This window comes from Bacillus silvicola (assembly GCF_050524305.1).
Classification (GTDB): domain Bacteria; phylum Bacillota; class Bacilli; order Bacillales; family Bacillaceae_G; genus Bacillus_A; species Bacillus_A cereus_AT.
This window is the reverse complement of record NZ_JBNGVC010000013.1, coordinates 1,588,225-1,613,418: the sequence shown is the minus strand read 5'-3', so window position 1 is coordinate 1,613,418 and position 25,194 is coordinate 1,588,225. Positions and strand designations below refer to the sequence as shown.

The following is a 25,194-nucleotide window of genomic DNA, read 5'->3' as shown; positions in this document are numbered from 1 at the left end:
ATTACTTAAATGAAGGGAAGTTATTAAATATGAATAGACAAGAAGCTACGCAAAAAATTATGGAAGCAAAAATCACAAAAGGTTTAACATGGGAAGAAATTTCAAAAGTAAGTGAAAACTCTGAGACTTGGGTTGTAACAGCATTATTAGGACAAGCTACAATGACACGTCCGGAAGCAGAAAAAATTGGTAAACTATTAGAATTAGATGAAGAAGTAGTTCAGGCATTAACAGTAGTTCCACTTCGAGGTCAAGTAATGCAAATGCCTCCTACTGACCCAATCTTATATCGATTATATGAAATGATGTTACAATACGCACCAACTCTTAGAGAATTAATCTTAGAAAAAGCTGGCGAAGGTGTAATGAGTGCAATTAACTTCAATCTAGGTGTGGATACACAAGAAGATCCAAAAGGTGGCGATCCTCGTATCGTTATTACACTTAACGGGAAATTCTTACCGTTCCGTACATGGTAATCAATTAAAAATCTATCTATATAATTAAAATGATTTTATAGATTTACAAAATCCATCCTTTTTAATCTAACTGTATAGAAAGGGTGGATTTTTACTATGAGATTCTTTTTCGGCAAAGGGGACTAATATGAATAAAAAATACTTTAATACGAGCTTTAGTATTCTACAGTGGTTTGTGTTTTTATTAGCAAATGCAATTGCATTGCCTATCATTATTGGTGGCATATTCTATTTATCAATAGAAGATATCTCAACATTAATGCAGCGAACTTTTTTAGTCGTGGGAGTAAGTTCATTTATACAAGCATGGTTTGGGCATCGCTATCCCATAGCGGATGGTCCAGCCGGTTCATGGGTAAGTATATTTGTCATACTGGGACAAGTAGCTATGCATCAGGGCCAAAGCGCAAAAGGCGTGTTGCAACTTTTAGAAGGCGGGTTAATTATTACAGGTATATTACTCTTCGTTCTTGGTATAACAGGGCTTGTTCATCGAATTCTACGTTTATTTACACCTTTGGTTACAGGAACTTTTCTTTTAATATTATCTCTTCAGCTTAGTGGTGTGTTACTAAAAGGAATGATGGGATTACAAGGAGCTGTAACTCATCCTGATTATACAACGGCTACTATTGCGCTCTTTGTTTTTGCCCTTATTACTTTCTTATCAATTAAAGGGAAAGGATGGATGAAAAGTTACGCTGTGTTACTTGGAATTTCATGTGGTTGGCTTTTGTATGCTGTATTAGGAAAATCATCTCATATGCCTTCACACACACCGTTAGTTAAGTTACCAGAGCTATTTTCTTGGGGCACACCTAGATTCGATATTGGAATGGCTCTAACTGCAACTTTATTTACATTTCTTTTAGTTGCAAATACGATTGCTGCTGTTTCAGCTGTAAAACAAGTGGCTCCGTTATCTAAAGAACATGAAAAGCAAACACTGAACCGTGGTGTGTGGGCAGGAGGTATATCACATATTATCTCGTCGTTGTTCTCTACAATTGGAATTGTACCATTACCTGCATCAGCAGGATTTATTCAACTAACAGGACAAAGAAAAATGAAGTCGTTCCTTATAGCAAGTCTTATATTAGCAGGAATTTCTTTTATTCCCTCAATTGTAAGCTTTATATCCTTGCTACCAGGTCCTATTGCTAATGCTGCACTTTTAGCAACATTTGTCCAAGTAATAGGAATTTCATTTCAATCAATTTTACGTGAAGAATTAAATCAACGCCGATTAACTATATTAGGAATTTCATTATTAATCAGTTTGGGAATAATGTTTCTTCCAGAAAGTGCATTTAGCGGAATTCCTTCTTCCTTACAATATGTTTTAAGTAATGGATTGCTTGTGGGTACCATGCTTGTCATTCTATTGGAACAGTTTTGGAAAGAGTAAAACTTGTGACTAAGTAAAAAAACGCCCTGCTTACAGGGCGCCTTTTTATACCTAATGACTAATACTAGCAGTTGGGTATAATGTTGTTCCTCCAATTGAAACTTTTATTTCATTTGTTAATGGAACATTTTGTTCATTAATAATTGTTCTCCACCATTCCCATGCAAGACCAGTACATTCTCTTGCTACGATTTTTATATTTTTTGAATTTGGTGGAAGAGGGATAACTGTAGAGTAATGAGCCGTTTTGTCTTTGCCGCTACCATCCCATGTTTTATGTGTTAGTACTTCTTTACCATTTTGATCAAATGTGAATTCATCCCAAGATACATCAAATTGCGCAACGTAAGCACCGTAATGATCCAGTGTCATTTTAGCACTTGAATATTCTGTAGTTGTCGTTTCGATATAATCTGTATTGTTATGAACAGCAGCAGTTGCATTATCTTTTAAAAAAGTACTTGTATATGAAATTGGGTATGCTGGATTTTTAAGACTTAATTCAGCATTATCTTTAATGATATTTCGGATTTCATTGAAATCTTTAGTAACAACCTTGTTATGCTCTTTCGCATCTCCGCCTAATACTACAGCGGTAAAGGTACTTTCTTCAAAAATATCTTTGTACTGTCCACTCGTTTCGACGCTGTTATTCTTAAGTAAGGCTTTAAAGGCAGCTTGTACATCTTTGCTCTTAGATGTTGTTTCTAATTTTACATAAGCAGTTCTACCATAAGCTACATTTGAGACCATAACAGGTGGAGCCGAATTACTTACACCTTTACGAGTTAACTCACCAAAAGTAACACTATTATCAAAAAGATCGGATGGATTGTTAGGTAGTTCAGCACTTACGGTATAAAATATTTGCTTATATGCCGCTACCATCACTTTTTTCTCTCCATTTGCAACCGCATTAAAATCAATGTTTAGACTGTTATCAAGATATTTGGCGTTAACGTTAAGGGCACTTGCGATTTGTGATTTACTATAAACCATAGATTCTGTATACTGCATTCTTGCGGGTAACGTATGTGTTTTAGAATACTTTTCATTCCAAGTAGATACTAGATCATCTACTGCTCCAGCCACATTACCATATGTCGGATTTTGGACAGTAATTGTATTTTCTTTTCTCATGCCAGGTAAGTCTATACTAATATTCAAAGGCTTTCTCTTAGCCACTAATAAACTAGGTTGATTGTCTGCAAAAGCTTTATTTGCAAGTTGTACCGCTCCTGGATACGTACGATTCACCACAGAATCAATAATCGAAATATCGACTGGTGAAGTTGTAAGTGATTTTTTCTCGCGTTCCACTACTACAAATTTACCATTTGAATTGATACTTTCTTTTGGAACAAAACTCTCTACCTTATCACCATTTACAGCTAAAACCTCTTGATTATTATATTTAAGATTTGCTATACCAGTATCAATGCCACTAGCATTTTTGGTTACATCAGTTGCATTACCTACTTGTGTTTCTGCGAAGGAAATAGATGAATAATTAATAGTGCATAGACTAACTAATAAACATGTAAGGAACTTTCTTCTTTTAGTGTTTTTCTTAATATTCAGAAAAATCACCCCGTTCTTTTTTTAGTAAGATATGATAATGATTGATAAATGATAGCTAACTAATAAACCTACATAAATGCTTTTAAAAGTTCTTGAATTAACGGGATTACGCCACCTACAAATTTCAAAACTGCCATTGCGATTTCCATATTATTTCCTCCCTTTTTATTGCTACGAAAATGTGATTTATCTTTATGCCCTCATTATAGTGACCCCTTACACTTTTATCAATACACTCTTATATGCAATATTACATACAAAAAAACAAGCTGAATTCTTATAAAAAGTTATACAGAGATAAATTTTCCGTTTGGTAAATACTTGAAAAAGCGAAGCATTCCTTTGCATTTTATGAGCAATTTACAAGTTTATTGTTGGAAGCATCGCAGGACTAGAAGTAATGAGATACCTGTAGGACTGTTACGAGCATCCAGAAACATTAAGAGTCCTCATGGGCAATCGTATAAAAAAAGCTGCTGCCCATAAAATACAGACAGCAACTTCAACTAGAGTAGCTGGCATGATTTACGCAAGCTACAGTATTTTTTTGACATAGTCATTTTTCACATTTTGTAACTAATAAACAGCGATTGGCCCATAAGGACCATTGATAATTTCTATTTTTGTTTCAAAAATATCAGTCAAAATTTTTGGGTCCATAACCTCTTCTACTGTTCCAAAAGCAGCAATTTGTCCATCTTTCATAGCACAAATTTTATCAGAATATTTAGCCGCAAAATTTATGTCATGCATAACAGTCAGAATTGTTCTTCCAAATTCATTAGCCGCACGTCTCAAATGCTCCATCATTTGAACAGAACGAGCAACATCAAGGTTGTTTAGAGGCTCGTCCAAAAGTACATATTCCGTCTCTTGGCACAATACCATCGCTACATATGCCCTTTGTCTTTGACCACCAGAAAGCTCATCTAAATATCTATTCTCTAAATTAGTTAAATCTAAAAAATCGATATATTTAGAAATAATAACTTCATCCTCTTTAGTTAATCTTCCCTTTGAATAAGGAAAGCGCCCAAATCCAACTAATTGTCTAACAGTAAGCCTAGTTACAAAATGATTTTCTTGTCGCAATATAGTCAAAACCTTCGCTAAGTCTTTTGATTTGGATTCAGAAACATCCATATTCGCTACCTGAATTTGACCTTCATCCATATCTAAAAGTCTGCCAATCATCAAAAGTGTCGTTGACTTTCCAGCGCCATTTGGTCCAATTAAAGAAGTAAAGCCTGCTTTTGGTATTTCAATATCCAAAGGTCCTATTTTTACCTTATCAGTATAGAACTTTTTAACATTATCAATTTTTATCATAAAGCCCTCTTCCTTAAAACTATAGTTAAGAATATGATTCCACCAAATAATTCAATAATAACTGAAACCACACCTTGAGCATGGAATACATGATACATTAAAAAGTATGCACTCGTCATTATTAAAAATCCGATTGCAAAAGCCATTGGAAAAATATATCTATGATCATAAGTTGACGCCGCCTGATAACTCAAAGTTGCTACTAAAAAGCCGTAGAAAGTAAGTGGCCCAATTAGAGCTGTTGAAATGGACATCAAAATAGCAACTAATACAAGCGTATAAATTACACTAGGTTGATATTTAACTCCAAAAGAAGTAGCAACATCCTTTCCTAGTGACAAAACATTCAAATTCTTAGAATGAGCAAAAATTAATACTGCTACAATTATGATCATAGGAATTACAATAGGAAAATATGCAGGATCTGCATGATTAACAGAACCAAATAATCTCGCTTGTAAAATATCAAATTCTGAAGGCGCAAGTAGTTTCCTCATGAAAGTTGACACAGAATTTAGCCCGGTACCAATAATAATTCCAACTAAAAGCATAAGTTGTAAATTCCCGTATTTACCGGAAAGTAACCATCCATAAAGTATCAAACTCATAAAGACCATAACAACGACTTGAAATAAAAATGATCCAATTCCATTAAAATTTATCAATGCACTAGCACCAAAGAAGAATATTGTACTCGTTTGAATTGCTGAATAAAGTGATTCGAAACCTAAAAGCGAAGGAGTAATAATCTTATTATTCGTAATAGATTGGAAAGCAACTGTCGACAAACTATGGCAAACTGCAGCAATAATCATTGCAACAATAGCTACTATCCTTCTCTTAACAACTGGGATAAAAGAAGGTGAATCTATCGGAACTGGATTGTTATAAACTAAAAGTCCATATGAAGAAAGAAGGCCTAAAGCAATCAATGTTATCAGTAAAATCCAATAACGTCTTGCTTCCTTCTTAGAACGAAAAGCACTAGCTGATCTATTTTCATTATGAAGGCTAGAATCGATTTCGACATTTTCTTTATTTTTATATTCTAATGTGATCATCGTAGCCTCCTTGGTTTTCTTTGCCTCAATAAAATAGTAATAAACACGACTGCTCCCACTGTTGCAAGTATTAAAGAAACAGGTACTTCAAAAGGCTTTATAATTGTTCGAGAAATGATGTCACAGGCAGTTATTGTCCCCATTCCGATCACACACACCCAAGGTAAATTACTCCTAAGATCATCACCTCTAAACATTGAAACAATATTTGGAACAATTAATCCCAAAAAAGGTAAGTGTCCAATAACAGCTGCAACAATTCCAACTGCAACAGAGATAAGGCCAGTCCCAAAAAGAACAATTCTATTGTAATTAACTCCAAGGCTTGTTGCGACATCTTCTCCTAGTCCAGCTAAAGTCAATCTATTAGCATACATAAAAATAAGCAAAGTAATGATAACAATCAGCCATAAATATTCATATCTTCCTACCTGAATGTTAGCAAATGAACCTACAAACCAAGTTTCAATACTTTGTGTCATTTGGAAAAGGAGTCCCAAAAAAGTAGACACTGCAGAAATAACTGCTCCAAGCATCAATCCAATAATCGGGACAATTAAAGACGAACGAAGTTTAACTCTTCTTAAAAATAGAAAGAAAATCATAGTTCCTATAAAAGAAAAAATGATTGCACCAGTCATTCTTTGCACTAAAGTCGGGGCAGGAAATAATAAATATACAAAAAGCAGGCCTAAGCCTGACCATTCAATAGTCCCCGTTGTAGTAGGTTCAACAAAACGATTTTGTGTAATGAGTTGCATTACGAGCCCTGCCATCGCCATTGCAGCTCCAGTAAGCATTAATGCAACTGTTCTCGGAACACGAGTTATGAAAAACATCTCCATTCCGTCCTCTTGTCCACGTATATCATAAACTCCAGTAAACAGTGATATAATCCCTAAAATTATAACAACTATAATCGCTATTATAAAAGATTTTGTCCATAATTTATTGTGATTATAAAACTGGGGTTGAGAAATATTCTCAACCCTAGAAATTATATTTTTTGACACTGTTTCGTACTCCTTTACACTACTTAGCTAAAGTTTTTGCAAGATTTTCAAACAACTCTATATAAGTCTGAATTGATTCATTTGTGTAAGTATCTTCTGGTGCATAAACAACTTGTTTTTTAGAAACAGCAGTTGTGTTTTGAAGAGCTGGTGATTTAGAAATAACATCCTTAGCAGGTGTTGAAGTAGCTGCATCAGATGTTGCAGCATCACGATCTAATACGAAAAGCCAATCAGGATTTGTTTGTGCAATAGCTTCAACAGAAACGTCATCACCTTTATGACCTGCAGTAGAATTTGAAACTTCTAGTGCTGGAACCCAACCGAAAATTTCATACATTGGTCCCCAAACACGACCAGAATGTGGAGCAGCAAAACCAATATTCCCACCAGTAACGATAACACTCATAACTTTATCTTTTCCATTATAAGCAGATTTTGCAGTTTCAATAGATTTATCAAAATCAGCTACTAATTGTTTAGCTTCTTTATCTTTATCAAAGATTTTTCCTAAAGTAATTGTAGAATTTTTAAGTCCATCTACTAAATTTTTCCCAGGCGTAGTAGATTTCTCAGAAACATCAAAATTAAGATCAATAACAGCTGCATTTGGCACTAATTTTTTGATTTCTTCGTAATGACCAGCAAATCTTTGACCAACGATTACAAGTTCAGGGTTTGCAGCTGCTATAATTTCAAGATTTGGTTCACGGTGATTTCCAATATTTTGAACTTTTTCATCCTTTACATATGCTGAATCTGCAGGCATTACATCCTTTGGAGCTGCCGCTAATTTAATTCCCCAATCAGCTAAAGTTTCAAAAGTTCTATTATCTAAAGCAACTACATTCTTTGGATTTACAGGGACTTTAACAGTTCCATGGGCATCAGTGATTTCAACCGTCTTCGGCTTATCACTACTATTACCTTTATTAGCTTTCGAAGTTTCTTTACCTGAATCTGAGCAAGCTACTAACATTAAAGTGAAGATTGCTAGAATACTCACTAATTTTAAAAGCATAGATTTTTTCATACGTATACTCCTTATAATGTAATTTAGTTCGAAAATGATAAAGTCCATAGATTGAATTAAATAGTAACTTTTATTCACCCAAATCGCTATTGATAATCATTTTCATTTGAACATCCTGTTAATTAGTATAGTCATTAATTCTGTGAAAATCTTGTGAATGGTGTGAGTTAATAAAATTAAACATAAATTAGATACAGTCTCATCTAATGCGCAACAGAATCATCCCCCACACGTACTAATCAATAGATTGGGCACCTTATAAACCATGATTTCTACTGCAAAAAAAATGCCCATTAATAGCTAATTTTTTCATAATCCATTGCCTGATAGAAATATTCTTTTTATAGTTTTCGTCTTTTAATATTTCTCAGAAACTATTTGATTATCAAATTTAATACAAAAAAACGAGTAAAACTGAAAGAAACAGTTTTACTCGTTTTTTCTATTATGACAAACTACACTTTCCCTATCAACTTATTTTTATCATTCAATCATTGAATAGCCCCTGCCATGTATCGTTTCAATATATCTATCTTTCTTCTCGCACTTTAACTTTTTTCTTACATACCCAATATATAAGTCCACTACATTGGGATTGACTACTACGTTATATCCCCAAACCTGGTTCAAAAGCATTTCACGGCTCAATATTGTATTTTTATTCTTGATCAAAAATACAAGTAAATCGTACTCGCGCTTAGTAAGCGTCAGATTTTTACCACCTTTTTTTACAATATTGCTAGATGCATCAACAAATAGATCTTTAAACTGAAAAAAGTTTATCTCATTTTGCTGAATACAGTCACTTCTTCTTAAAATAGCTTGAACCCTTGCTACTAATTCTTCTTTCACAAATGGTTTTCTTATATAATCATCTGCTCCTGCTTGTAACCCTGCTATACAATCCTTGCTAGAAATATTGTCGGTCACAATAATGATCGGTGTCGTTTTAACAAGTCGTATTTGTCTACAAATTTCTGGTCCCGATATACTTAATGAATCCCAATCCAATATGATAATATCCCAATCTTGTTCATATATTATATTTAAACCCTGGTTTTCATTGTGAAGTTTTAAAATGAAAGAGCCTTCTTGCGTTAGACCGCTTACGATTTTCTTCGCTAAAGACCGTTCATTTTTAATTACTAACACCTGCCTCACCGATGGTTCACCTCTACTTCAATATAACTTAGTTAGATAAAAAATTATCCCAAAAAATAATTTAAGATTTATAAGTATTAAACTCCTAAAAAAAGTAATTATAACAGCTTATTAGGAGAACTCTATATAATCTTACAATAGATATGGGTAAAAACACAAAATATATGAAGATTTAAATAAATATTATTTAATCATTAAGGGGCAGCTATAGTATCTACCTGCATATCATCAATAACTATTTCTTCATTTTCTGTCTCAGGGGTACCGCCCCATCCCCATCAACTTAAGCATTTTATAAAACCACAAAATAAAAAAAGGTAGTCTTTCTATTTTTCCACTTATAAATACTTGTGTAGAAGTGATTTTGTTGTTTATTTAGATAAGATTGTGATTTTTAAGTGATAACATACAAGATGCATTTAGAATGGAATCGAAAGAACCGAAGACTTAGAGGAACCATAACTTTGCCACAAACAAAAAGAACCATAACCTCGCCAACCTGGCAAAGTTATGGTTCATATCATACAAAATAAAAAAACCACCAAATATGTATTGGTGGAGACGGTGGGAGTCGAACCCACGTCCAAAAATATCGGCACTTAAGCTTCTACGAGTGTAGTCGATATATTAGCATTTCGCGAACTCTTCGGCCTATCGACAGGCTTCCAAGTTGCTAGTCTGATTGTTCTCTTCCTTCGCCCTCAGACGGCGAACTCCGGCGTAGTCCACTTAGTTTGAGTCCCTTACCCTACCACATGGACGATGGAGGGAGGAACCTTTAGTGCAATTAAGCAGCTAAAGAAAGATTGTTTTGTTTGCCAATTATAGGCTTTGACGTTTTAACGAGGCCGATCCCCTCGACTCGCAACCTAAGCTCGAACTATCCCTGTCGAATCCGTAACGTCCCCATGATAAAAATGGAGCATACGAAGAAAATATCGTGATAGCTACTAAGAGCTGTTTTTCAATGTGCAACAACCTTACATAAGTTATTATATCATACGCGCGCCGTTTTACAAATGTAAATATCTGTATTACATCTTTTGGCGATCACGGAACACGCGTGCAATCTCACGTTTAGCTTCTTTCTCTTTTAAATCGTGACGTTTATCATATTGCTTCTTACCTTTTGCTAAACCAAGTGCCATCTTTGCAAATCCATTTTTCAAATAGATTCTAAGTGGAACTAATGCGTAACCTGTTTCTTTTGCAGCTCCCGCTAGTTTATCAATTTCTTTTTTATGAAGAAGTAATTTTCTCGTGCGAAGCGGATCATGGTTGAAACGATTCCCTTGTTCGTACGTATTAATATGCATATTATGAACCCATACTTCACCATTATGTATACGTGCAAACGCATCTTTCAAGTTCACGCGACCAGCGCGAATCGACTTAATTTCCGTTCCTTGAAGGACAAGCCCTGCTTCGTATGTTTCTTCGATGAAATAATCATGAAATGCTTTTTTATTTTGTGCAATAACCTTACCTGTACCTTTTGGCATATAACGTCCCTCCTCTATTTTTACTATTGTAACAAATGTAAACAAAAAGCGAAAGTGGCTCGCTTAGAATGTGAGGTGGATGGAGCTTCTGACCTTGAGGTGCTCTTTGCCTCCTGGGAAGAAGCGAAGCCGCCGAACATTCTAGCCACTGTAGCTAGATTCCATAAAAAGCGAAAGTGGCTCGCTCTCAAGCCACCAGCAAAAAAGAAAAAGGCCCCGCTTTTCATCAAAGCGAAGCCACCCTTTTCTTACTTACGCTTTTTCTTTTTCTTCTTGAATCCTGGTACATTTTCGAAGAATCCTTTTTTCTTCTTGCCATTACCATCTTTTTTCCCTGGCTGACTAGCGGATGCTGGCCCTGATGCGGATGCGGATCCTCTTCCTTTGCCTTTTCCTTTGCCGTCACGGTCAAATTTTCTACCCGTGCCACGTTCGCCACCGCGCTCATTACTACGCTCGCTACGTCCACCGCGTTTCTTTCTACCTGTTCTTGGCTGTTCAATCACGACTGGACGATCTTTGAACTTACGACGAGGTGTGCCTTTCATACCAACGATTTCAAAGTCGATTGCGCGCTCGTCTTTATTTACGTTAATAACGCGAATTGTAATTTCGTCACCGATGCGGAATACGTTACCTGTACGTTCTCCGATCATTGCGAAATGCTTCTCGTCGTAACGGTAGTAATCATCCGTTAAGTAACTAACGTGTACAAGACCTTCAATTGTATTTGGAAGCTCTACGAATAAACCGAAGTTTGTTACAGAGCTAATCATACCGTCATACTCTTCACCGATCTTATCGACCATATACTCTGCTTTTTTCATTTCGTCTGTTTCACGCTCTGCTTCAACAGCACGACGTTCCATATTAGAAGAGTGCTCTGCAATCTCGGGTAAGTTTTCACGCCATTTTGCCTGTGTTTCACTATCAACTTTACCGTTAATGATATATTCACGAATTAATCGATGAACAATCGTATCTGGGTAACGACGGATCGGCGATGTGAAATGCGTATAGAACTCAGTTGATAAACCGAAATGTCCTAAGCTATCCGAATCGTAACGTGCTTGCTTCATAGAACGAAGCATAACCGTTGAAATTACTACTTCTTCAGGCTGTCCTTGAACCATTTCAAGAATTTGTTGTAGCGCACGAGGATGTACTTCATTCGCACGTCCTTTTACCGCATATCCAAAGTTCGTTACAAACTCGAAGAAACGCTCTAACTTATCTTCTTTCGGATCTTCATGGACACGGTACATGAATGGTACGTTCATCCAGTGGAAATGCTCTGCTACTGTTTCGTTCGCAACAAGCATAAATTCTTCAATTAACTTTTCTGATACAGAACGATCACGCATGACAACATCAGTCGGTTTTCCTTCTTCATCTACTAATACTTTTGCTTCTTTAAAGTCAAAGTCGATTGCACCACGGCGCATACGCTTTTCACGTAAAATTTGTGCCAATTGACCCATCTCTTTAAACATTGGTACTAACGGTTCATAGCGCTTGATTAACTCTTCGTCCTCATCTTCTAAAATGCTTCTTACGTCAGCATATGTCATACGCTCTGTCGTTTTAATCACACTTTGGAAAATCTCGTGTTTGACAACATCACCTAAGTTGTTGATTTCCATTTCACAAGACAGTGTCAGACGGTCTACTTTCGGATTTAATGAACAAATACCGTTAGATAGACGATGTGGAATCATTGGAATTACACGATCAACAAGATATACACTCGTCGCTCTTTCCGCTGCTTCAACATCAATTGGAGAACCTTCTTCAACGTAATGACTTACATCCGCAATATGAACACCAAGCTTGTAATTACCGTTCTCAAGCTTCGTTACTGTAACAGCATCATCTAAATCTTTCGCGTCTGCACCATCAATCGTTACAATCATTTGGTCACGTAAATCACGGCGATCTTTTAAGTCTTCTTCTGAAATCGTTTCTGGTACACTGTTTGCCTGCTCCATCACTTCTTCAGGGAACGCTAAAGGTAAATGATGTTTATGGATGACAGATAAAATATCTACTCCTGGATCATTTTTATGACCTAGAATTTGAATAACTTCACCTTCCGCACTTAAACGATTCTCTGGATAGCTCGTAATTTTAACAACAACTTTATGGCCTTCTACAGCACCCATTGATGCGCTTTTCAAGATGAAAATATCACTTGTCCAACGCTTATTATCAGGTATAACAAACCCAAAGTTCTTTGATTCTGTATATGTACCAACTAGTTCTTTCGTTCCACGCTCTAAAATACGAACAATTGAGCCTTCTTGACGTGATCCACTTGATTGCGAGCTAACACGTGCTAATACTGTATCACCATGAAGTGCGCCATTTAATTCTGTAGGTGGGATGAAAAGATCATCATCGCCCGTTTTCTTCTCTTCTGGAACGACGAAAGCAAAGCCACGTGCGTGTCCAATTAACTTACCGCGTACTAAATTCATTTTTTCTGGAAGACCGTAGCGGTTGCTACGTGTACGAACAACAAGCCCCTTCTCTTCCATCATTACAAGTGCCTTTACAAAATCTTTAAAGCCTTCAGAACCTTCAATTCCAAATGCCGCTTCTAACTCTTGTATTGTTAACGGTTTATACGCTTCTTCTCTCATAAATAATAACAACTTATCAATATGTTCTTGTATGATTTCTTCCAAGCAGAAATACCTCCTTTAAACCCTTATATTATTTAGTGTATCCGAAAGATGGGGGATGTATAAAGCGAAACTTTAATCATCTCCCAATGATTTTTTACAGTTTTCATAAAATGAAACTTTAATCAGTAAAGGGTTATCCATCTCCACTGATTATTAGCCCACAACCATCGGGATAAAAAATTCCCTTATGAAAAAAAGAGGCAACTAGACCTTACCAATCTAGTTGCTCCAAGAAGTTATATACATCCTCATGTAGCTCTTCACGCTGTTTATCAAGCGTGATGACATGCGTAGAGTCTTCATACCATTTAATGTCTTTTAACGTAGATTCTACACCGTTATAAATAATGTTAGCACTATCTGTATTAATCATTTCATCATGGCGTGCTTGTACAACGAATGTTGGTGCATAAATCATATCAACATTATTGCGTACGTCACGAATTAACTCTTGTAATGCTTTTAATGTATTCATCGGTGTCTGTTTAAATTCAAACATTTCCTTTTCAATTTGCTCTGGTGATTTTTGTTCACGTTTTTTATATTCGCGTGCATATGCCAATATACCTTGATACATAATTTCTTCGCTTTTAATGTACATCGGTGCACACATTGGTACAACACCTAAAATCGGTAATGTATAAGCAAGTTTTAATGAGAATACTCCGCCTAATGATAATCCCACCGCAGCTATTTTCTCGTAACCTTGATCTTTTAAATGCTGGTAGGCATTCATTACATCTTTCCACCAGTCTTCAGGACCTGTATGAACAAGTTGCTCTGGCGGTACACCGTGTCCTTTATAAATTGGTGCATGACAAGTATAGCCTTTCTTCTCTAAAAAACGTCCAAGCATACGTACATCAGCTGAGTTCCCTGTAAATCCATGTAATAATAAAACAGCGCGGTCTCCACCTTCAAATGTAAATGGTTTTGGAGATGCTAATTTCATCATGTATTTCTCCTCTTTCTCTTCTGTAATCTAGTCGTATTCTTTCTATTCTTAGTGTACCATATTTATAATTCTATAATCTAATTAGAAACTTTTTTCGAATAACAAATTAAAAAAGAAGAACCATTAGCACAAATCAGCTAACGCTTCTTCTTTTTAACTCTATAAATTTAAGTACGTAACACCAATTGTTAGTACGAAGAATAATACAGCTAAAACAACTGTAATACGGTTTAATACCGCTTCAATTCCACGTGCCTTTTGCTTACCAAACAATTGCTCTGCACCACCTGAAATAGCGCCTGAAAGGCCTGAGCTATTACTAGACTGCATAAGTACCATAACAATCATTAAAATCGATACAATAATAAGTAAAACTGATAATAACGTATGCACTTGGCGTACCTCCTACAAAGATTCAGTTAGTTTAAATGTTAGCATAAATCCTATAGAAAAGCGAGAGCCTATAGTGTCGCTCTCGCTTTTCTTCTATTACATAAACACCATTGCGAATAACGGTCCGAGCAAACATGTCAAAATTGCTGTTAATGTCATTGTTACCGATCCAATAACACCTTCATGCTCATTATTCTTCATCGCTCTCATAACACCCATAATATGAGAAGCACATCCAAAGCCAATACCTTTACCAACTGAGTTTGTAACGCGGCTCCATTTTAATAAAATTGGTCCTGTAATTGTTCCAGTAATACCTGCGATAACGACAAAGGCTGCTGTTAAGGACGGGACACCACCAACTTGTTCAGATACACTCATCGCAACTGGCATTGTCACTGATTTTGGTAAAGAAGATAAAATTAAGCTTTTATCTGTTCCCATAAGTGAGGCAATAGCGAAATCACTTGCAATAGCAACCGTTGTACCTACTAATACACCACCAGCAATTGGTACAACATATTTTTGCAGAACATGACGTTGTTTATAAAGCGGGATTGCAAATGCTACAACACCTGGTCCAAGTAGCTTCGCAATCCAGCCACCACCGCTTTCCATGTAATTTTGATATGGTATATCAAGCACTATAAATAAGAAAGCCATTAATCCTGTCGCTACAAGCATTGGAATGGTGAATGGTGTTGGAAATAATTTATAGATTTTTTTAGATAATTGATATAATAGCACCGTAAAAAGAACCCAGCCGATTCCGATTAATATTTGGCTCATTGTGTCTCTTTTTCCTTTCTATTCGCAAGATATTGTCCTGTATGTCCTGCGACAATAATAATTAAAAACGTGCTCGCTATAACTGTAATGAAAAGAGAAATTCCTTTACTCATAAAAAAAGCACCGTAATTCATTAGGCCAAGCGTTGGCGGAATTAATAAAAACGGCATAATAGCAACGAGTGTTTCTGCTCCTAAGTCAAACCATTTCACTGGAAGTACTTTTAGGCTAAGTAAAACAAGTAAGAAAAACATCCCAATCAAACTTCCTGGAATCGGAATATTCAATATTTCTTGCACCCAATTTCCAACCATATAAAACACGTAAAGAGCAGCAATTTGGACAAGAATCTTTGTAAATTTCATGTTCATCATCCCTCATGTTTATACGATCTTCTGTTAATATCTTTATCATAGTATAAATTGTAAAAAGCTGCAATTTATCAAATCAACAGCAAAATTCCATCATATTATACGCTTACACCCTTGATATGACTGCATTTCCGAACTTAAATTACGTCAAAAACATTGACCTAATTTATAAAGTTTATATTTTCTGAATTTTAATGGTTACTATTTCAATAAAACAAAACTTCACTCCATTTTTGCTCAGCTATTTGTGAGCAGTAAGACTCCACCTCAAAATCCGCCTGTAAAGCAAAGAAGTTAGATGGGAGGCTTCTGTCGGAAAACAAAAAAACAGACCGTGATTTCTCACGGTCTGTCGTTATTTTCTGCAATTATCGTTTGATATTGTAGAAAGATTTTAAACCATCGTAAACAGCGATTTCGCCTAGTTCGTCTTCGATGCGTAATAATTGGTTGTACTTAGCAATACGGTCAGTACGGCTCATAGAACCAGTTTTGATTTGGCCAGCGTTAGTTGCAACTGCGATGTCAGCGATTGTAGCATCTTCAGTTTCACCAGAACGGTGAGATACAACTGCTGTGTAACCAGCACGTTTAGCCATTTCGATTGCTTCGAAAGTCTCAGTTAAAGTACCGATTTGGTTAACTTTAATTAAGATTGAGTTAGAGATACCTTTTTCGATACCTTCAGCAAGTTTTTGAGTGTTAGTTACGAATAAATCGTCACCAACTAATTGTACTTTATCACCGATACGCTCAGTTAATAATTTGTGACCATCCCAGTCGTTTTCGTCTAAACCATCTTCAATAGAGATGATTGGGAAGTCTTTGCAAAGCTCTTCGTAGAAATCAACCATTTCTGCAGAAGTTAAGCCAGTACGGCCTTCGCCTGCAAGGTCATATTTACCAGTTTCTTTGTTGTAGAACTCAGAAGAAGCAACGTCCATTCCTAAGAATACGTTCTCGCCAGCTTTGTAACCAGCTTTTTCGATAGCTTCGATGATTACTTCTAATGCTTCACGGTTAGAACCAAGGTTTGGAGCGAATCCACCTTCGTCACCTACTGCAGTGTTAAGACCTTTGTCATGTAATACAGCTTTAAGTGCATGGAATACTTCAGCACCCATACGGATTGATTCTTTGAATGTTGGAGCACCAACTGGTAAGATCATGAACTCTTGGAAATCAACGTTGTTATCAGCGTGAGAACCACCGTTGATGATGTTCATCATTGGAGTTGGTAATTGTTTTGCATTGAATCCACCAAGGTAACGGTATAATGGAAGACCTACGAAGTCAGCTGCTGCGTGAGCTACTGCCATAGATACACCAAGGATAGCGTTAGCGCCTAGTTTACCTTTGTTTGGAGTGCCATCTAATTCGATCATAGCACGGTCGATACCAGCTTGGTCAGTTACGTCGAAACCAACGATTTCTGGAGCGATTGCTTCGTTAACGTTGTTTACTGCGTTCATAACACCTTTTCCAAGGTAACGAGATTTGTCACCGTCACGTAATTCTACTGCTTCGTGCTCACCAGTAGATGCACCACTTGGTACGATAGCGCGTCCGAAAGCGCCGCTTTCTGTGTAAACTTCTACTTCTACAGTTGGGTTACCACGAGAGTCAAGGACTTCGCGAGCATAAACATCAATAATTGTTGACATAATAAATTCTCTCCTTTTTATATAAGCAAATTATTTAATAATCGTTTTACCTGTCATTTCTTTCGGTTGTTCCACATTTAAAAGTGTAAGCATTGTTGGAGCGATATCTCCTAAAATACCACCTTCACGAAGCTCTACATCATTTTTTGTAACGATGAAAGGAACCGGGTTAGTTGTATGAGCTGTCATTGGTCCACCATCAGCAGTTAACTCCTGATCAGCATTACCATGGTCAGCAGTAATAAGTGCTACACCATCTTTTGCAAGAATCGCTTCTACAACTTTTCCTAAACATTCGTCAGTTGCTTCTACTGCTTTAATTGTTGGTTCCATCATCCCAGAATGGCCAACCATATCACAGTTTGCAAAGTTAAGAATGATAACATCATGTTTATCATTTTCAATTTCATTTACTAAAGCGTCCGTTACTTCGTAAATGCTCATTTCAGGTTTCAAGTCATACGTTGCAACCTTTGGTGAGTTAATTAAGATACGCTCTTCTCCTGGGAATTCAGCCTCACGACCACCGCTAAAGAAGAATGTAACGTGCGGATACTTTTCAGTTTCCGCGATGCGAAGTTGCTTTAATCCCGCTTGCGCAACAACTTCACCTAATGTGTTATCAAGGTTCATTGGCTTGAATGCCACGTAACCATCTACAGTTTCACTGAAATGTGTCATACAAACGAATTCAGGAATGTGAGGTACTTTTTCACCACGATCGAACTCACGGAAGTCTTCGTTTGTAAATACACGAGCAATTTGAATTGCACGGTCTGGACGGAAGTTATAGAAGATAACTGCATCATCATTATTGATTGTTGCAACTGGCGTGTCATCTTCGTTAACAATTACAGACGGCAATACGAATTCATCGTAGATACCATTTGCATAAGAGTCTTCTACACACTCTTCTGCTGATTTATAAGTAGGTCCTTCACCATTCACCATAGCACGGTAACATTTTTCTACGCGATCCCAACGCTTGTCACGGTCCATGGAGTAATAACGACCAGAGATAGTCGCGAATTGTCCTACACCTGTTTCTTTAATTACTTCATTTGTTGCATCGATATAACCTTTTGCTGTTTGTGGTCCAACATCGCGGCCATCTAAGAATGCATGGATATAAACTTTCTCCACGCCTTCTTTTGCTGCTAAGCGAAGAAGAGCAAACATATGGTTCATGTGACTGTGCACACCACCATCAGAAAGTAAACCGAATAAATGAAGAGCAGTACCTTTTTCTTTTACGCTTTTAATTGCATTTTGGAAAGTTTCATTCTGATCGAACTCACCTTCACGAATTGCAACGTTTACGCGTGTTAAGCTTTGATATACGATGCGGCCTGCACCGATATTTAAGTGACCAACCTCAGAGTTACCCATTTGACCTTCTGGAAGACCTACTTCCTCACCACAAGCTGTAAGCGTTGTGTGAGGGAATTTGTTCCAGTAACCATCAAAATTAGGTTTCTTAGCTTGCGCTACAGCATTCCCGTAAGTTTCTTCACGTAGTCCGAAACCATCAAGAATGATTAAAGCTGTTGGCTTTCTCATTTTACCGCCCCCAGAAGACCTAAGAACGAAGCAGGCTCTAAGCTAGCACCGCCAACTAAAGCGCCGTCGATGTCAGATTGTGCCATATACTCTTTAATGTTTTCTGGTTTTACGCTACCGCCGTATTGAATACGAACAGCTTCTGCAGCTTCTGGAGAAACAGCTTCTGCAACAACTTTACGGATGTGCGCACATACTTCATTTGCATCTGCAGAAGAAGAAGATTTGCCTGTACCGATAGCCCAGATTGGCTCATAAGCGATAACAGTTGCTTTAACTTGCTCTTCTGTTAAACCTGCAAGTGCTTTTGTCACTTGACCTGCTACTAGATCAAATGTTTTTCCGCTTTCGCGCTCTTCTAAAGTCTCACCACAACATACGATTGGTGTTAAACCATGTTCAAATGCTGCAAGAGTCTTTTTGTTTACTGACTCGTCTGTTTCAGCAAACATTTCACGACGCTCAGAGTGGCCAAGTACTACATAGCCTACTTTTAAGTCGCTAAGTGCTACTGGGCTAATTTCGCCAGTGAATGCACCATTTTTTTCGAAGTGCATGTTTTGTGCACCTACTTGTAAGTCAGTTCCTTCAGCCTTAGCTACTAAGCGCTCTAAGAATAGAGCTGGAGAGCAAACTACTGCATCAACAGCTGAAGCTGCTGGGATTTGACCTTTAACTTCCTCTACGAAGCTAACTGCTTCAGATAGAGTTTTATTCATTTTCCAGTTACCTGCGATAATTGGTTTACGCATGCTTTACACCGTCCTTTTTCTTTGGCTGCTACTTATTTGTCGTTAAGACAAACTACACCTGGAAGCTCTTTGCCTTCCATGAATTCTAATGACGCACCGCCGCCAGTAGAAATGTGGCTCATTTTATCAGCCATACCGAATTTTTCAACAGCTGCTGCAGAGTCACCACCGCCGATAACAGAGTATGTATCTTCTGCATCTGCTAATGCTTGTCCTACTGCTTTTGTACCTTCTGCGAATGGAGTCATTTCGAATACACCCATTGGTCCATTCCATACAACAAGCTTAGAATTTTTAATTACATCTGCATAAATTTCACGTGTTTTAGGACCGATGTCCACGCCTTCCCAAGTAGAAGGGATAGAGTCGATACCTACGATTTGAGTTGTTGCAGTTTCAGAGAATTCCTCTGTGATTACAACATCAACTGGCATGTAGAAGTTTACGCCTTTTTCTTTTGCAAGTTGCATAAATTCTTTAGCTAGTTCGATCTTGTCGTCTTCACATAGAGATAGACCAATTTCATGACCTAAAGCTTTAACAAATGTGTAAGCAAGTCCGCCACCGATGATTAAGTTATCTACTTTGTCTAATAGATGACGAATTACACCGATTTTATCTTTTACTTTCGCACCACCGATGATAGCTGTGAATGGACGTTCTGGGTTAGAAAGTGCTTTACCTAATACATCTAACTCTTTTTCCATTAATAGACCAGATACTGCTGGTAGGTAGTCTGCGATTCCTGCTGTAGAAGCGTGAGCACGGTGAGCTGCACCGAATGCATCATTTACGAAGATATCAGCAAGAGCTGCAAATTCTTTCGCAAGTTCTGCATCGTTCTTTTCTTCGCCCGCATAGAAACGTACGTTTTCAAGAACTAATACGTCGCCTTCGTTCATTGCTGCAACCATTTCTTGTGCAACTGGTCCGAATGCTTCGTCCGCTTTTTTAACATCTTTACCAAGAAGCTCACCTAAACGTGCAGCTACTGGAGTAAGACGTAATTCTTCTACTGCTTGACCTTTTGGACGGCCTAAATGACTTGCTAAAATTACTTTCGCACCTTGCTCTACTAAATATTGAATTGTAGGAAGAGCTGCACGGATACGAGTTTCATCTGTAATTTTGCCTTCTTTCATAGGTACGTTGAAATCAACGCGGCAAAATACACGCTTACCTTTTAAATCTACGTCACGAATTGATTTTTTGTTCATTGGATTTCCCTCCGACTACTAGTTAGGATTGACAAAACCCATTCAAAAGCTTAACACATTTGCTTCTAAAACGAAAGAAGAGAGAGAGGGAACAAACCCTCTCCCTCGTTTTGTCATTGATTGCTTATATACTTAAGAATTAAAGACCTTTAGAAGTCATGTATGCTGCTAAGTCTACTACGCGGTTAGAGTAACCAGTTTCGTTATCGTACCAAGAAAGTACTTTAACCATGTTACCTTCCATTACCATTGTAGATAATGCATCGATTGTAGAAGAAGCTGTACATCCGTTATAGTCGATAGATACTAATGGCTCTTCGCTGTATCCAAGGATACCTTTTAATTCGCCTTCAGCTGCTGCTTTGAATGCTGCGTTTACATCTTCAACTGTTACTTCTTTGTCAAGTTCAACAACTAAGTCAACAAGAGAAACGTTAGCAGTTGGAACACGTACAGCGCCACCGTTTAATTTACCTTTAAGTTCTGGTAATACTAATGCTACAGCTTTAGCAGCACCAGTAGATGTTGGGATCATGTTTTCAGCTGCTGCACGAGCACGACGTAAATCTTTGTGTGGTAAGTCTAAGATTTGTTGGTCGTTAGTGTAAGAGTGAATTGTTGTCATCATTCCGCGTTTTACGCCGAATTTTTCGTTTAATACTTTAGCGAATGGAGCTAGACAGTTTGTAGTACAAGAAGCGTTAGATACTACGTTGTGGTTAGCTGCATCGTATTGTTCGTGGTTAACACCCATAACTACAGTGATATCTTCGTCAGAAGCTGGAGCTGAGATGATAACTTTCTTAACTGATCCACCTAAGTGTTTCTCAGCGTCTGATTTTTTAGTGAAACGGCCAGTAGATTCTACTACTACTTCTACTCCGTAGTCGCTCCATGGTAATTGAGCTGGGTCACGCTCAGCGATAACTTTAATTTCTTTACCGTTAACAACGATGCTGTTTTCGTTAGCAGATACTTCTGCATTTAAAGTTCCGTGAACTGTGTCATATTTTAAAAGGTGAGCTAATGTTTTAGCATCTGTTAAGTCGTTGATTGCTACTACTTCTACCTCAGAGTTGTTAAGAGCTGCGCGGAATACGTTACGTCCGATACGTCCAAATCCATTAATACCAATTTTAGTCATTTGAATTTCCTCCTTGGGGGATTATATTTAAAGGGTAATACCCTTTGTTAACTGTTTTGCTGCACCTTCATCTGTAATTAGAATTGAAGTGTGCCCTTGCTTTATTACAGCCTGTATTGCCTTTGCCTTTGAAGAACCTCCAGCGACCGCAACAACGTGAGATACATTTTGTAAATCTTCAAGTTGCATACCAACCGTTCTTACTTTATGAACAACATTTCCTTGTTCATTAAAGTAGTAACCGAAAGCTTCGCCAACTGCTTCGCTTGCCTGAATCTTTAACCAATCTGCTTCTGAAGTATTTCTGCGACGTGCCATTGTTAACGCATCACCAATTCCATGAATGACGATATTGGAAGATCGAATCAACTCAAGAACTTCTTTCACGGAGGGCTCTGTTACAATGGACGCATACGCTTCGCTACTAACGTGATCTGGAACATACAATAAGCGATAATTACTCATCGTATTTTGTGCCATTTTGGCGCAAATAGTATTGGCTTCTAACTCAACACCTTCTCCAATTCCACCACGTGCTGGGACAAATAGCATATGTAAATCTTTGCAATCAAGTTGCATCATGTCCGCAGCAGCAGCTAGCGTAGTTCCTCCAGCCACAGCAACGATATTATTCACTGTCAGACGGTCTTTTATACAAGTCACACAAGCACGGCCCATCTCCAGTTTGACCCAAGGTGATTCATCACTATCACCAGGGACAACGAAAACTTCATCCAAGTCTAATGTTTCCTTAAGTTGTTTTTCTAAAACCTTTAACCCGGAAATTTCTTTCATAAAGTCTTCCAAAGCAAGAACTAAAGCTGTTCCTTCTTCTGTCAAAGTCATTCCAGAAGAAGCGACGTGAACTAAGTTTTGTTCTTTCAAAACTTGAACTTCACTTCGCAATACTCGTTCTGTCATACCGAGACTTGCTGATAAGTTCCTTCTTCCAATCGGCTGCATGAGCCTAATGTATTGAAGAACTTGCATTCTCGTTTGCATAACAGGTAGCAGATCAGGTAATAATTTTTTTGTGTTCTGAATCCATGAGCGCATATCTTTTCTCCTCACTACATTGGTTCATTTTCCCTTGTGGTCACTTTGTGTCCCGTAGTGACATTTTATGTCCCACATAGGTTAAAAAAATAATCCCTGCTACGTGTATTATTGTAACAGGAGATAGAAACTTATTCAACTCTTAACTGCATTCTTTATATAGTTTATTATGACACCTTTGTGAATGTTACCATATTCCACCTGTTTCCCGCCTATTTCTACAACCGGAATCATTAAATGATATTTCTCCAAAAGGTCATTATCTTCATATATATCTATTTCCTCGATTTGAAAAGAATATTCACATTGTACTTCCTGTAAAACTTGTTTCGCCTGCACGCAAAGACCACAATCTTTTTTTGTATATAGTACAACTTTCATCTTCTTCACCTATCCAATTGTTTTTCTTAGAGACGAAGCTGGAATATGCATCTGTTCTCTATATTTAGCAACTGTTCTTCGAGAAATAACGATTTCATGCTCTTCTTCTAATAATTTTGAAATCTTTTGATCTGAAAGTGGCTTCTTCTTATTCTCCGCTTCAACAAGTGTTTGAATAAATTGTTTTACACGCTTTGTAGAAACTGCTTCATCTTCAGTAGTCGACACGGCATTGCTAAAAAACGATTTCATCTCAAACAAACCGTGTGGTGTTTGCACATATTTATTTCGCGTTGCACGACTAATTGTAGATTCATGCACACTTAGCTCTTCCGCCACCTCTTTTAAAGCAAGCGGCTTTAAATACGCTGGACCTTCCCAGAAGAAATCACGTTGTTTTTCCATAATAATGGTCATCACTTGCAGAAGCGTTTGTTTTCTCTGTTTCAAACTGCGCATAATCCACTGCACATGCTGATACTTTTCTGATACGTAAGATGCTACTTCACTCTCACTATTATTAAGAAGCGCACTATACTCAGAATGAATTTCAATTCTTGGCATATTTCTCTCATTCATCTGTAAAACAAGACGATCACCATCTTTTTTCACTGCCATATCAGGCACAATATAAAGTGGTTTATCAGAAGAAAACGCAAGACCTGGCTTTGGCTGCAATGATGTTATACAATTTACCGCATCCTGCAATTCTTCATTGCTACACTTCAACACTTGAACAAGCTTTCGCCAATCTTTCTTCACGAAATAAGCGAAATGATCTTCTATAACCTCTTCTGCCAATCCATTCCGTCTTTGTAAGCGCTTCAATTGCAAAGTTAGACATTCCTGAATATTACGCGCTCCTACCCCTGCTGGCTCAAGTGATTGGACAAGCTCTACAGAACGGTCGACTACATAAATCGGTGCGGAAAGAAGATTTGCTAACTCTTCATTCGTTTCTTGTAAATACCCATTTCCATCCATGTTCATAATAATGAAAGAAGCTACTTTTCGCTCTTCTTCCTCTATTTTATAATACTGTATTTGATTTAATAAATGTTGCTGAATCGTTGTAGAATCCACACTGTAGATTTCCATCTGATTCTCGACTTGTTTGCTGGTACTTTTACTTGTGTTAGAGCTCTTTTTCTTCTCCCTCTCAAAACCACCTAACTCAATAAGGGGATTCTCTAACGATTGCTCATACAAAAACTCCGATAATTCTTGTACATTATACTGGAGCATTGTAATCGCTTGCCTTAACTCTTGTGTCATTGCCAAACGTAAGCTTTGTTCTTGTAAAAGACTTGCCTTCAAACTAATCTCCCCCTTGTTTCTATTGTACAATAAGTTTGGTAAAAGGAGAATGCTATCACAGACACCCATTCCAAAATATTATTAATTTATATGTATTAATGAGATTTACAACTTACAACCGAAATTTGAATAATATTGAAAGAAAATAATAACGCACAAAAATTATTACCACATACTAATAGTAAATCTTATAACCAGATATAACAAGAGAGAAATAAAAAAAGGTCCTAACTTACAAATGTAAGTTAGGACCTTTTTACGCGCCCAGAGGGATTCGAACCCCCGGCAGACGTGGTACCGGAAACCACCGCTCTATCCGACTGAGCTATGGGCGCATGATT

The 25,194-nt window shown here is 37.3% G+C and carries 22 protein-coding genes, 1 tRNA gene and 1 other RNA gene; 2 read left to right on the top strand and 22 right to left on the bottom strand.

Features of this window, described 5'->3' with window-relative positions:
• Positions 1 to 29: 29 nt before the first annotated feature.
• Positions 30 to 479: a cyanase gene (cynS, locus tag ACP6L7_RS30360; RefSeq protein ID WP_071748062.1), complete on the top strand. Its 450-nt coding sequence runs from the start codon at positions 30 to 32 to the stop codon at positions 477 to 479.
• Between the two features lie 127 nt (positions 480 to 606).
• Entirely contained in the window at positions 607 to 1,887 is a 1,281-nt protein-coding gene (locus tag ACP6L7_RS30355) for a purine/pyrimidine permease (RefSeq protein WP_264448401.1), read from the top strand.
• Between the two features lie 51 nt (positions 1,888 to 1,938).
• Here the strand turns inward: ACP6L7_RS30355 and alo are convergent, their stop codons facing one another.
• From alo to ACP6L7_RS30245, 22 genes are all read right to left on the bottom strand, one after another.
• Entirely contained in the window at positions 1,939 to 3,477 is a 1,539-nt protein-coding gene (alo, locus tag ACP6L7_RS30350; protein ID WP_264448402.1) for an anthrolysin O/cereolysin O family cholesterol-dependent cytolysin Alo, read from the bottom strand.
• 567 nt (positions 3,478 to 4,044) lie between these two features.
• Positions 4,045 to 4,797, bottom strand: a complete 753-nt coding sequence (locus ACP6L7_RS30345) for an iron ABC transporter ATP-binding protein (RefSeq protein WP_097832329.1) — start codon at positions 4,795 to 4,797, stop codon at positions 4,045 to 4,047.
• Positions 4,794 to 5,858 (bottom strand): iron chelate uptake ABC transporter family permease subunit, encoded by a 1,065-nt coding sequence (locus tag ACP6L7_RS30340; protein WP_002198888.1) that lies wholly within the window; start codon positions 5,856 to 5,858, stop codon positions 4,794 to 4,796. Before ACP6L7_RS30340 ends, ACP6L7_RS30345 begins: the two co-directional genes overlap by 4 nt.
• Entirely contained in the window at positions 5,855 to 6,871 is a 1,017-nt protein-coding gene (locus tag ACP6L7_RS30335; protein WP_097832330.1) for an ABC transporter permease, read from the bottom strand. The genes ACP6L7_RS30340 and ACP6L7_RS30335 overlap by 4 nt, the downstream gene beginning before the upstream one ends.
• A gap of 19 nt (positions 6,872 to 6,890) precedes the next feature.
• Complete coding sequence (locus ACP6L7_RS30330) at positions 6,891 to 7,904, bottom strand: siderophore ABC transporter substrate-binding protein (RefSeq protein WP_097832331.1); 1,014 nt, start codon at positions 7,902 to 7,904, stop codon at positions 6,891 to 6,893.
• A gap of 483 nt (positions 7,905 to 8,387) precedes the next feature.
• Entirely contained in the window at positions 8,388 to 9,065 is a 678-nt protein-coding gene (locus ACP6L7_RS30325) for a response regulator transcription factor (protein WP_097832332.1), read from the bottom strand.
• Between the two features lie 553 nt (positions 9,066 to 9,618).
• Positions 9,619 to 9,973: a transfer-messenger RNA gene (ssrA, locus tag ACP6L7_RS30320) on the bottom strand.
• Between the two features lie 126 nt (positions 9,974 to 10,099).
• Positions 10,100 to 10,567 carry an SsrA-binding protein gene (gene smpB, locus ACP6L7_RS30315; RefSeq protein WP_001123917.1) on the bottom strand — a complete coding sequence of 156 codons (468 nt, stop codon included), beginning with the start codon at positions 10,565 to 10,567 and terminating at the stop codon, positions 10,100 to 10,102.
• A gap of 248 nt (positions 10,568 to 10,815) precedes the next feature.
• Complete coding sequence (rnr, locus tag ACP6L7_RS30310; RefSeq protein ID WP_430529618.1) at positions 10,816 to 13,254, bottom strand: ribonuclease R; 2,439 nt, start codon at positions 13,252 to 13,254, stop codon at positions 10,816 to 10,818.
• Positions 13,255 to 13,465: 211 nt separating this feature from the next.
• Complete coding sequence (locus ACP6L7_RS30305; protein ID WP_165616086.1) at positions 13,466 to 14,206, bottom strand: alpha/beta hydrolase; 741 nt, start codon at positions 14,204 to 14,206, stop codon at positions 13,466 to 13,468.
• A 162-nt stretch (positions 14,207 to 14,368) separates the two neighbouring features.
• A complete protein-coding gene (secG, locus tag ACP6L7_RS30300; RefSeq protein WP_002144925.1) occupies positions 14,369 to 14,602 on the bottom strand; it encodes a preprotein translocase subunit SecG in 234 nt (77 codons plus the stop codon).
• Between the two features lie 96 nt (positions 14,603 to 14,698).
• Positions 14,699 to 15,391, bottom strand: a complete 693-nt coding sequence (locus tag ACP6L7_RS30295; protein WP_097832335.1) for an LrgB family protein — start codon at positions 15,389 to 15,391, stop codon at positions 14,699 to 14,701.
• On the bottom strand, positions 15,388 to 15,765 hold the full coding sequence (locus ACP6L7_RS30290; RefSeq protein WP_170960992.1) for a CidA/LrgA family holin-like protein: 378 nt from the start codon (positions 15,763 to 15,765) through the stop codon (positions 15,388 to 15,390). Before ACP6L7_RS30290 ends, ACP6L7_RS30295 begins: the two co-directional genes overlap by 4 nt.
• Before the next feature lie 365 nt (positions 15,766 to 16,130).
• Complete coding sequence (eno, locus tag ACP6L7_RS30285; protein WP_002124088.1) at positions 16,131 to 17,426, bottom strand: phosphopyruvate hydratase; 1,296 nt, start codon at positions 17,424 to 17,426, stop codon at positions 16,131 to 16,133.
• Positions 17,427 to 17,456: 30 nt separating this feature from the next.
• A complete protein-coding gene (gene gpmI / locus ACP6L7_RS30280; protein ID WP_001231161.1) occupies positions 17,457 to 18,986 on the bottom strand; it encodes a 2,3-bisphosphoglycerate-independent phosphoglycerate mutase in 1,530 nt (509 codons plus the stop codon).
• Positions 18,983 to 19,738 carry a triose-phosphate isomerase gene (gene tpiA, locus ACP6L7_RS30275; RefSeq protein ID WP_048566659.1) on the bottom strand — a complete coding sequence of 252 codons (756 nt, stop codon included), beginning with the start codon at positions 19,736 to 19,738 and terminating at the stop codon, positions 18,983 to 18,985. Before tpiA ends, gpmI begins: the two co-directional genes overlap by 4 nt.
• Before the next feature lie 32 nt (positions 19,739 to 19,770).
• Positions 19,771 to 20,955: a phosphoglycerate kinase gene (locus tag ACP6L7_RS30270; RefSeq protein ID WP_001036333.1), complete on the bottom strand. Its 1,185-nt coding sequence runs from the start codon at positions 20,953 to 20,955 to the stop codon at positions 19,771 to 19,773.
• Between the two features lie 139 nt (positions 20,956 to 21,094).
• Complete coding sequence (gene gap, locus ACP6L7_RS30265) at positions 21,095 to 22,099, bottom strand: type I glyceraldehyde-3-phosphate dehydrogenase (RefSeq protein WP_000161234.1); 1,005 nt, start codon at positions 22,097 to 22,099, stop codon at positions 21,095 to 21,097.
• A gap of 27 nt (positions 22,100 to 22,126) precedes the next feature.
• Positions 22,127 to 23,155 (bottom strand): gapA transcriptional regulator CggR, encoded by a 1,029-nt coding sequence (gene cggR, locus ACP6L7_RS30260; RefSeq protein ID WP_001258192.1) that lies wholly within the window; start codon positions 23,153 to 23,155, stop codon positions 22,127 to 22,129.
• Positions 23,156 to 23,290: 135 nt separating this feature from the next.
• Positions 23,291 to 23,536, bottom strand: a complete 246-nt coding sequence (locus ACP6L7_RS30255; protein WP_087983057.1) for a glutaredoxin family protein — start codon at positions 23,534 to 23,536, stop codon at positions 23,291 to 23,293.
• Positions 23,537 to 23,545: 9 nt separating this feature from the next.
• Complete coding sequence (gene rpoN / locus ACP6L7_RS30250) at positions 23,546 to 24,853, bottom strand: RNA polymerase factor sigma-54 (protein WP_264448406.1); 1,308 nt, start codon at positions 24,851 to 24,853, stop codon at positions 23,546 to 23,548.
• 259 nt (positions 24,854 to 25,112) lie between these two features.
• Positions 25,113 to 25,188: transfer RNA gene (locus ACP6L7_RS30245), tRNA-Arg, on the bottom strand.
• Positions 25,189 to 25,194: the final 6 nt, after the last annotated feature.

What these genes read in the sequence shown, in the direction of transcription:
- ACP6L7_RS30345 (WP_097832329.1), bottom strand. Translation starts at nt 4,797, where the DNA reads ATGATAAAAATTGATAATGTTAAAAAGTTCTATACTGATAAGGTAAAA.
- ACP6L7_RS30295 (WP_097832335.1), bottom strand. Translation starts at nt 15,391, where the DNA reads ATGAGCCAAATATTAATCGGAATCGGCTGGGTTCTTTTTACGGTGCTA.
- ACP6L7_RS30330 (WP_097832331.1), bottom strand. Translation starts at nt 7,904, where the DNA reads ATGAAAAAATCTATGCTTTTAAAATTAGTGAGTATTCTAGCAATCTTC.
- eno (WP_002124088.1), bottom strand. Translation starts at nt 17,426, where the DNA reads ATGTCAACAATTATTGATGTTTATGCTCGCGAAGTCCTTGACTCTCGT.
- cggR (WP_001258192.1), bottom strand. Translation starts at nt 23,155, where the DNA reads ATGCGCTCATGGATTCAGAACACAAAAAAATTATTACCTGATCTGCTA.
- ACP6L7_RS30290 (WP_170960992.1), bottom strand. Translation starts at nt 15,765, where the DNA reads ATGATGAACATGAAATTTACAAAGATTCTTGTCCAAATTGCTGCTCTT.
- gpmI (WP_001231161.1), bottom strand. Translation starts at nt 18,986, where the DNA reads ATGAGAAAGCCAACAGCTTTAATCATTCTTGATGGTTTCGGACTACGT.
- cynS (WP_071748062.1), top strand. Translation starts at nt 30, where the DNA reads ATGAATAGACAAGAAGCTACGCAAAAAATTATGGAAGCAAAAATCACA.
- ACP6L7_RS30340 (WP_002198888.1), bottom strand. Translation starts at nt 5,858, where the DNA reads ATGATCACATTAGAATATAAAAATAAAGAAAATGTCGAAATCGATTCT.
- gap (WP_000161234.1), bottom strand. Translation starts at nt 22,099, where the DNA reads ATGACTAAAATTGGTATTAATGGATTTGGACGTATCGGACGTAACGTA.
- ACP6L7_RS30305 (WP_165616086.1), bottom strand. Translation starts at nt 14,206, where the DNA reads ATGAAATTAGCATCTCCAAAACCATTTACATTTGAAGGTGGAGACCGC.
- ACP6L7_RS30270 (WP_001036333.1), bottom strand. Translation starts at nt 20,955, where the DNA reads ATGAACAAAAAATCAATTCGTGACGTAGATTTAAAAGGTAAGCGTGTA.
- smpB (WP_001123917.1), bottom strand. Translation starts at nt 10,567, where the DNA reads ATGCCAAAAGGTACAGGTAAGGTTATTGCACAAAATAAAAAAGCATTT.
- ACP6L7_RS30355 (WP_264448401.1), top strand. Translation starts at nt 607, where the DNA reads ATGAATAAAAAATACTTTAATACGAGCTTTAGTATTCTACAGTGGTTT.
- ACP6L7_RS30255 (WP_087983057.1), bottom strand. Translation starts at nt 23,536, where the DNA reads ATGAAAGTTGTACTATATACAAAAAAAGATTGTGGTCTTTGCGTGCAG.
- tpiA (WP_048566659.1), bottom strand. Translation starts at nt 19,738, where the DNA reads ATGCGTAAACCAATTATCGCAGGTAACTGGAAAATGAATAAAACTCTA.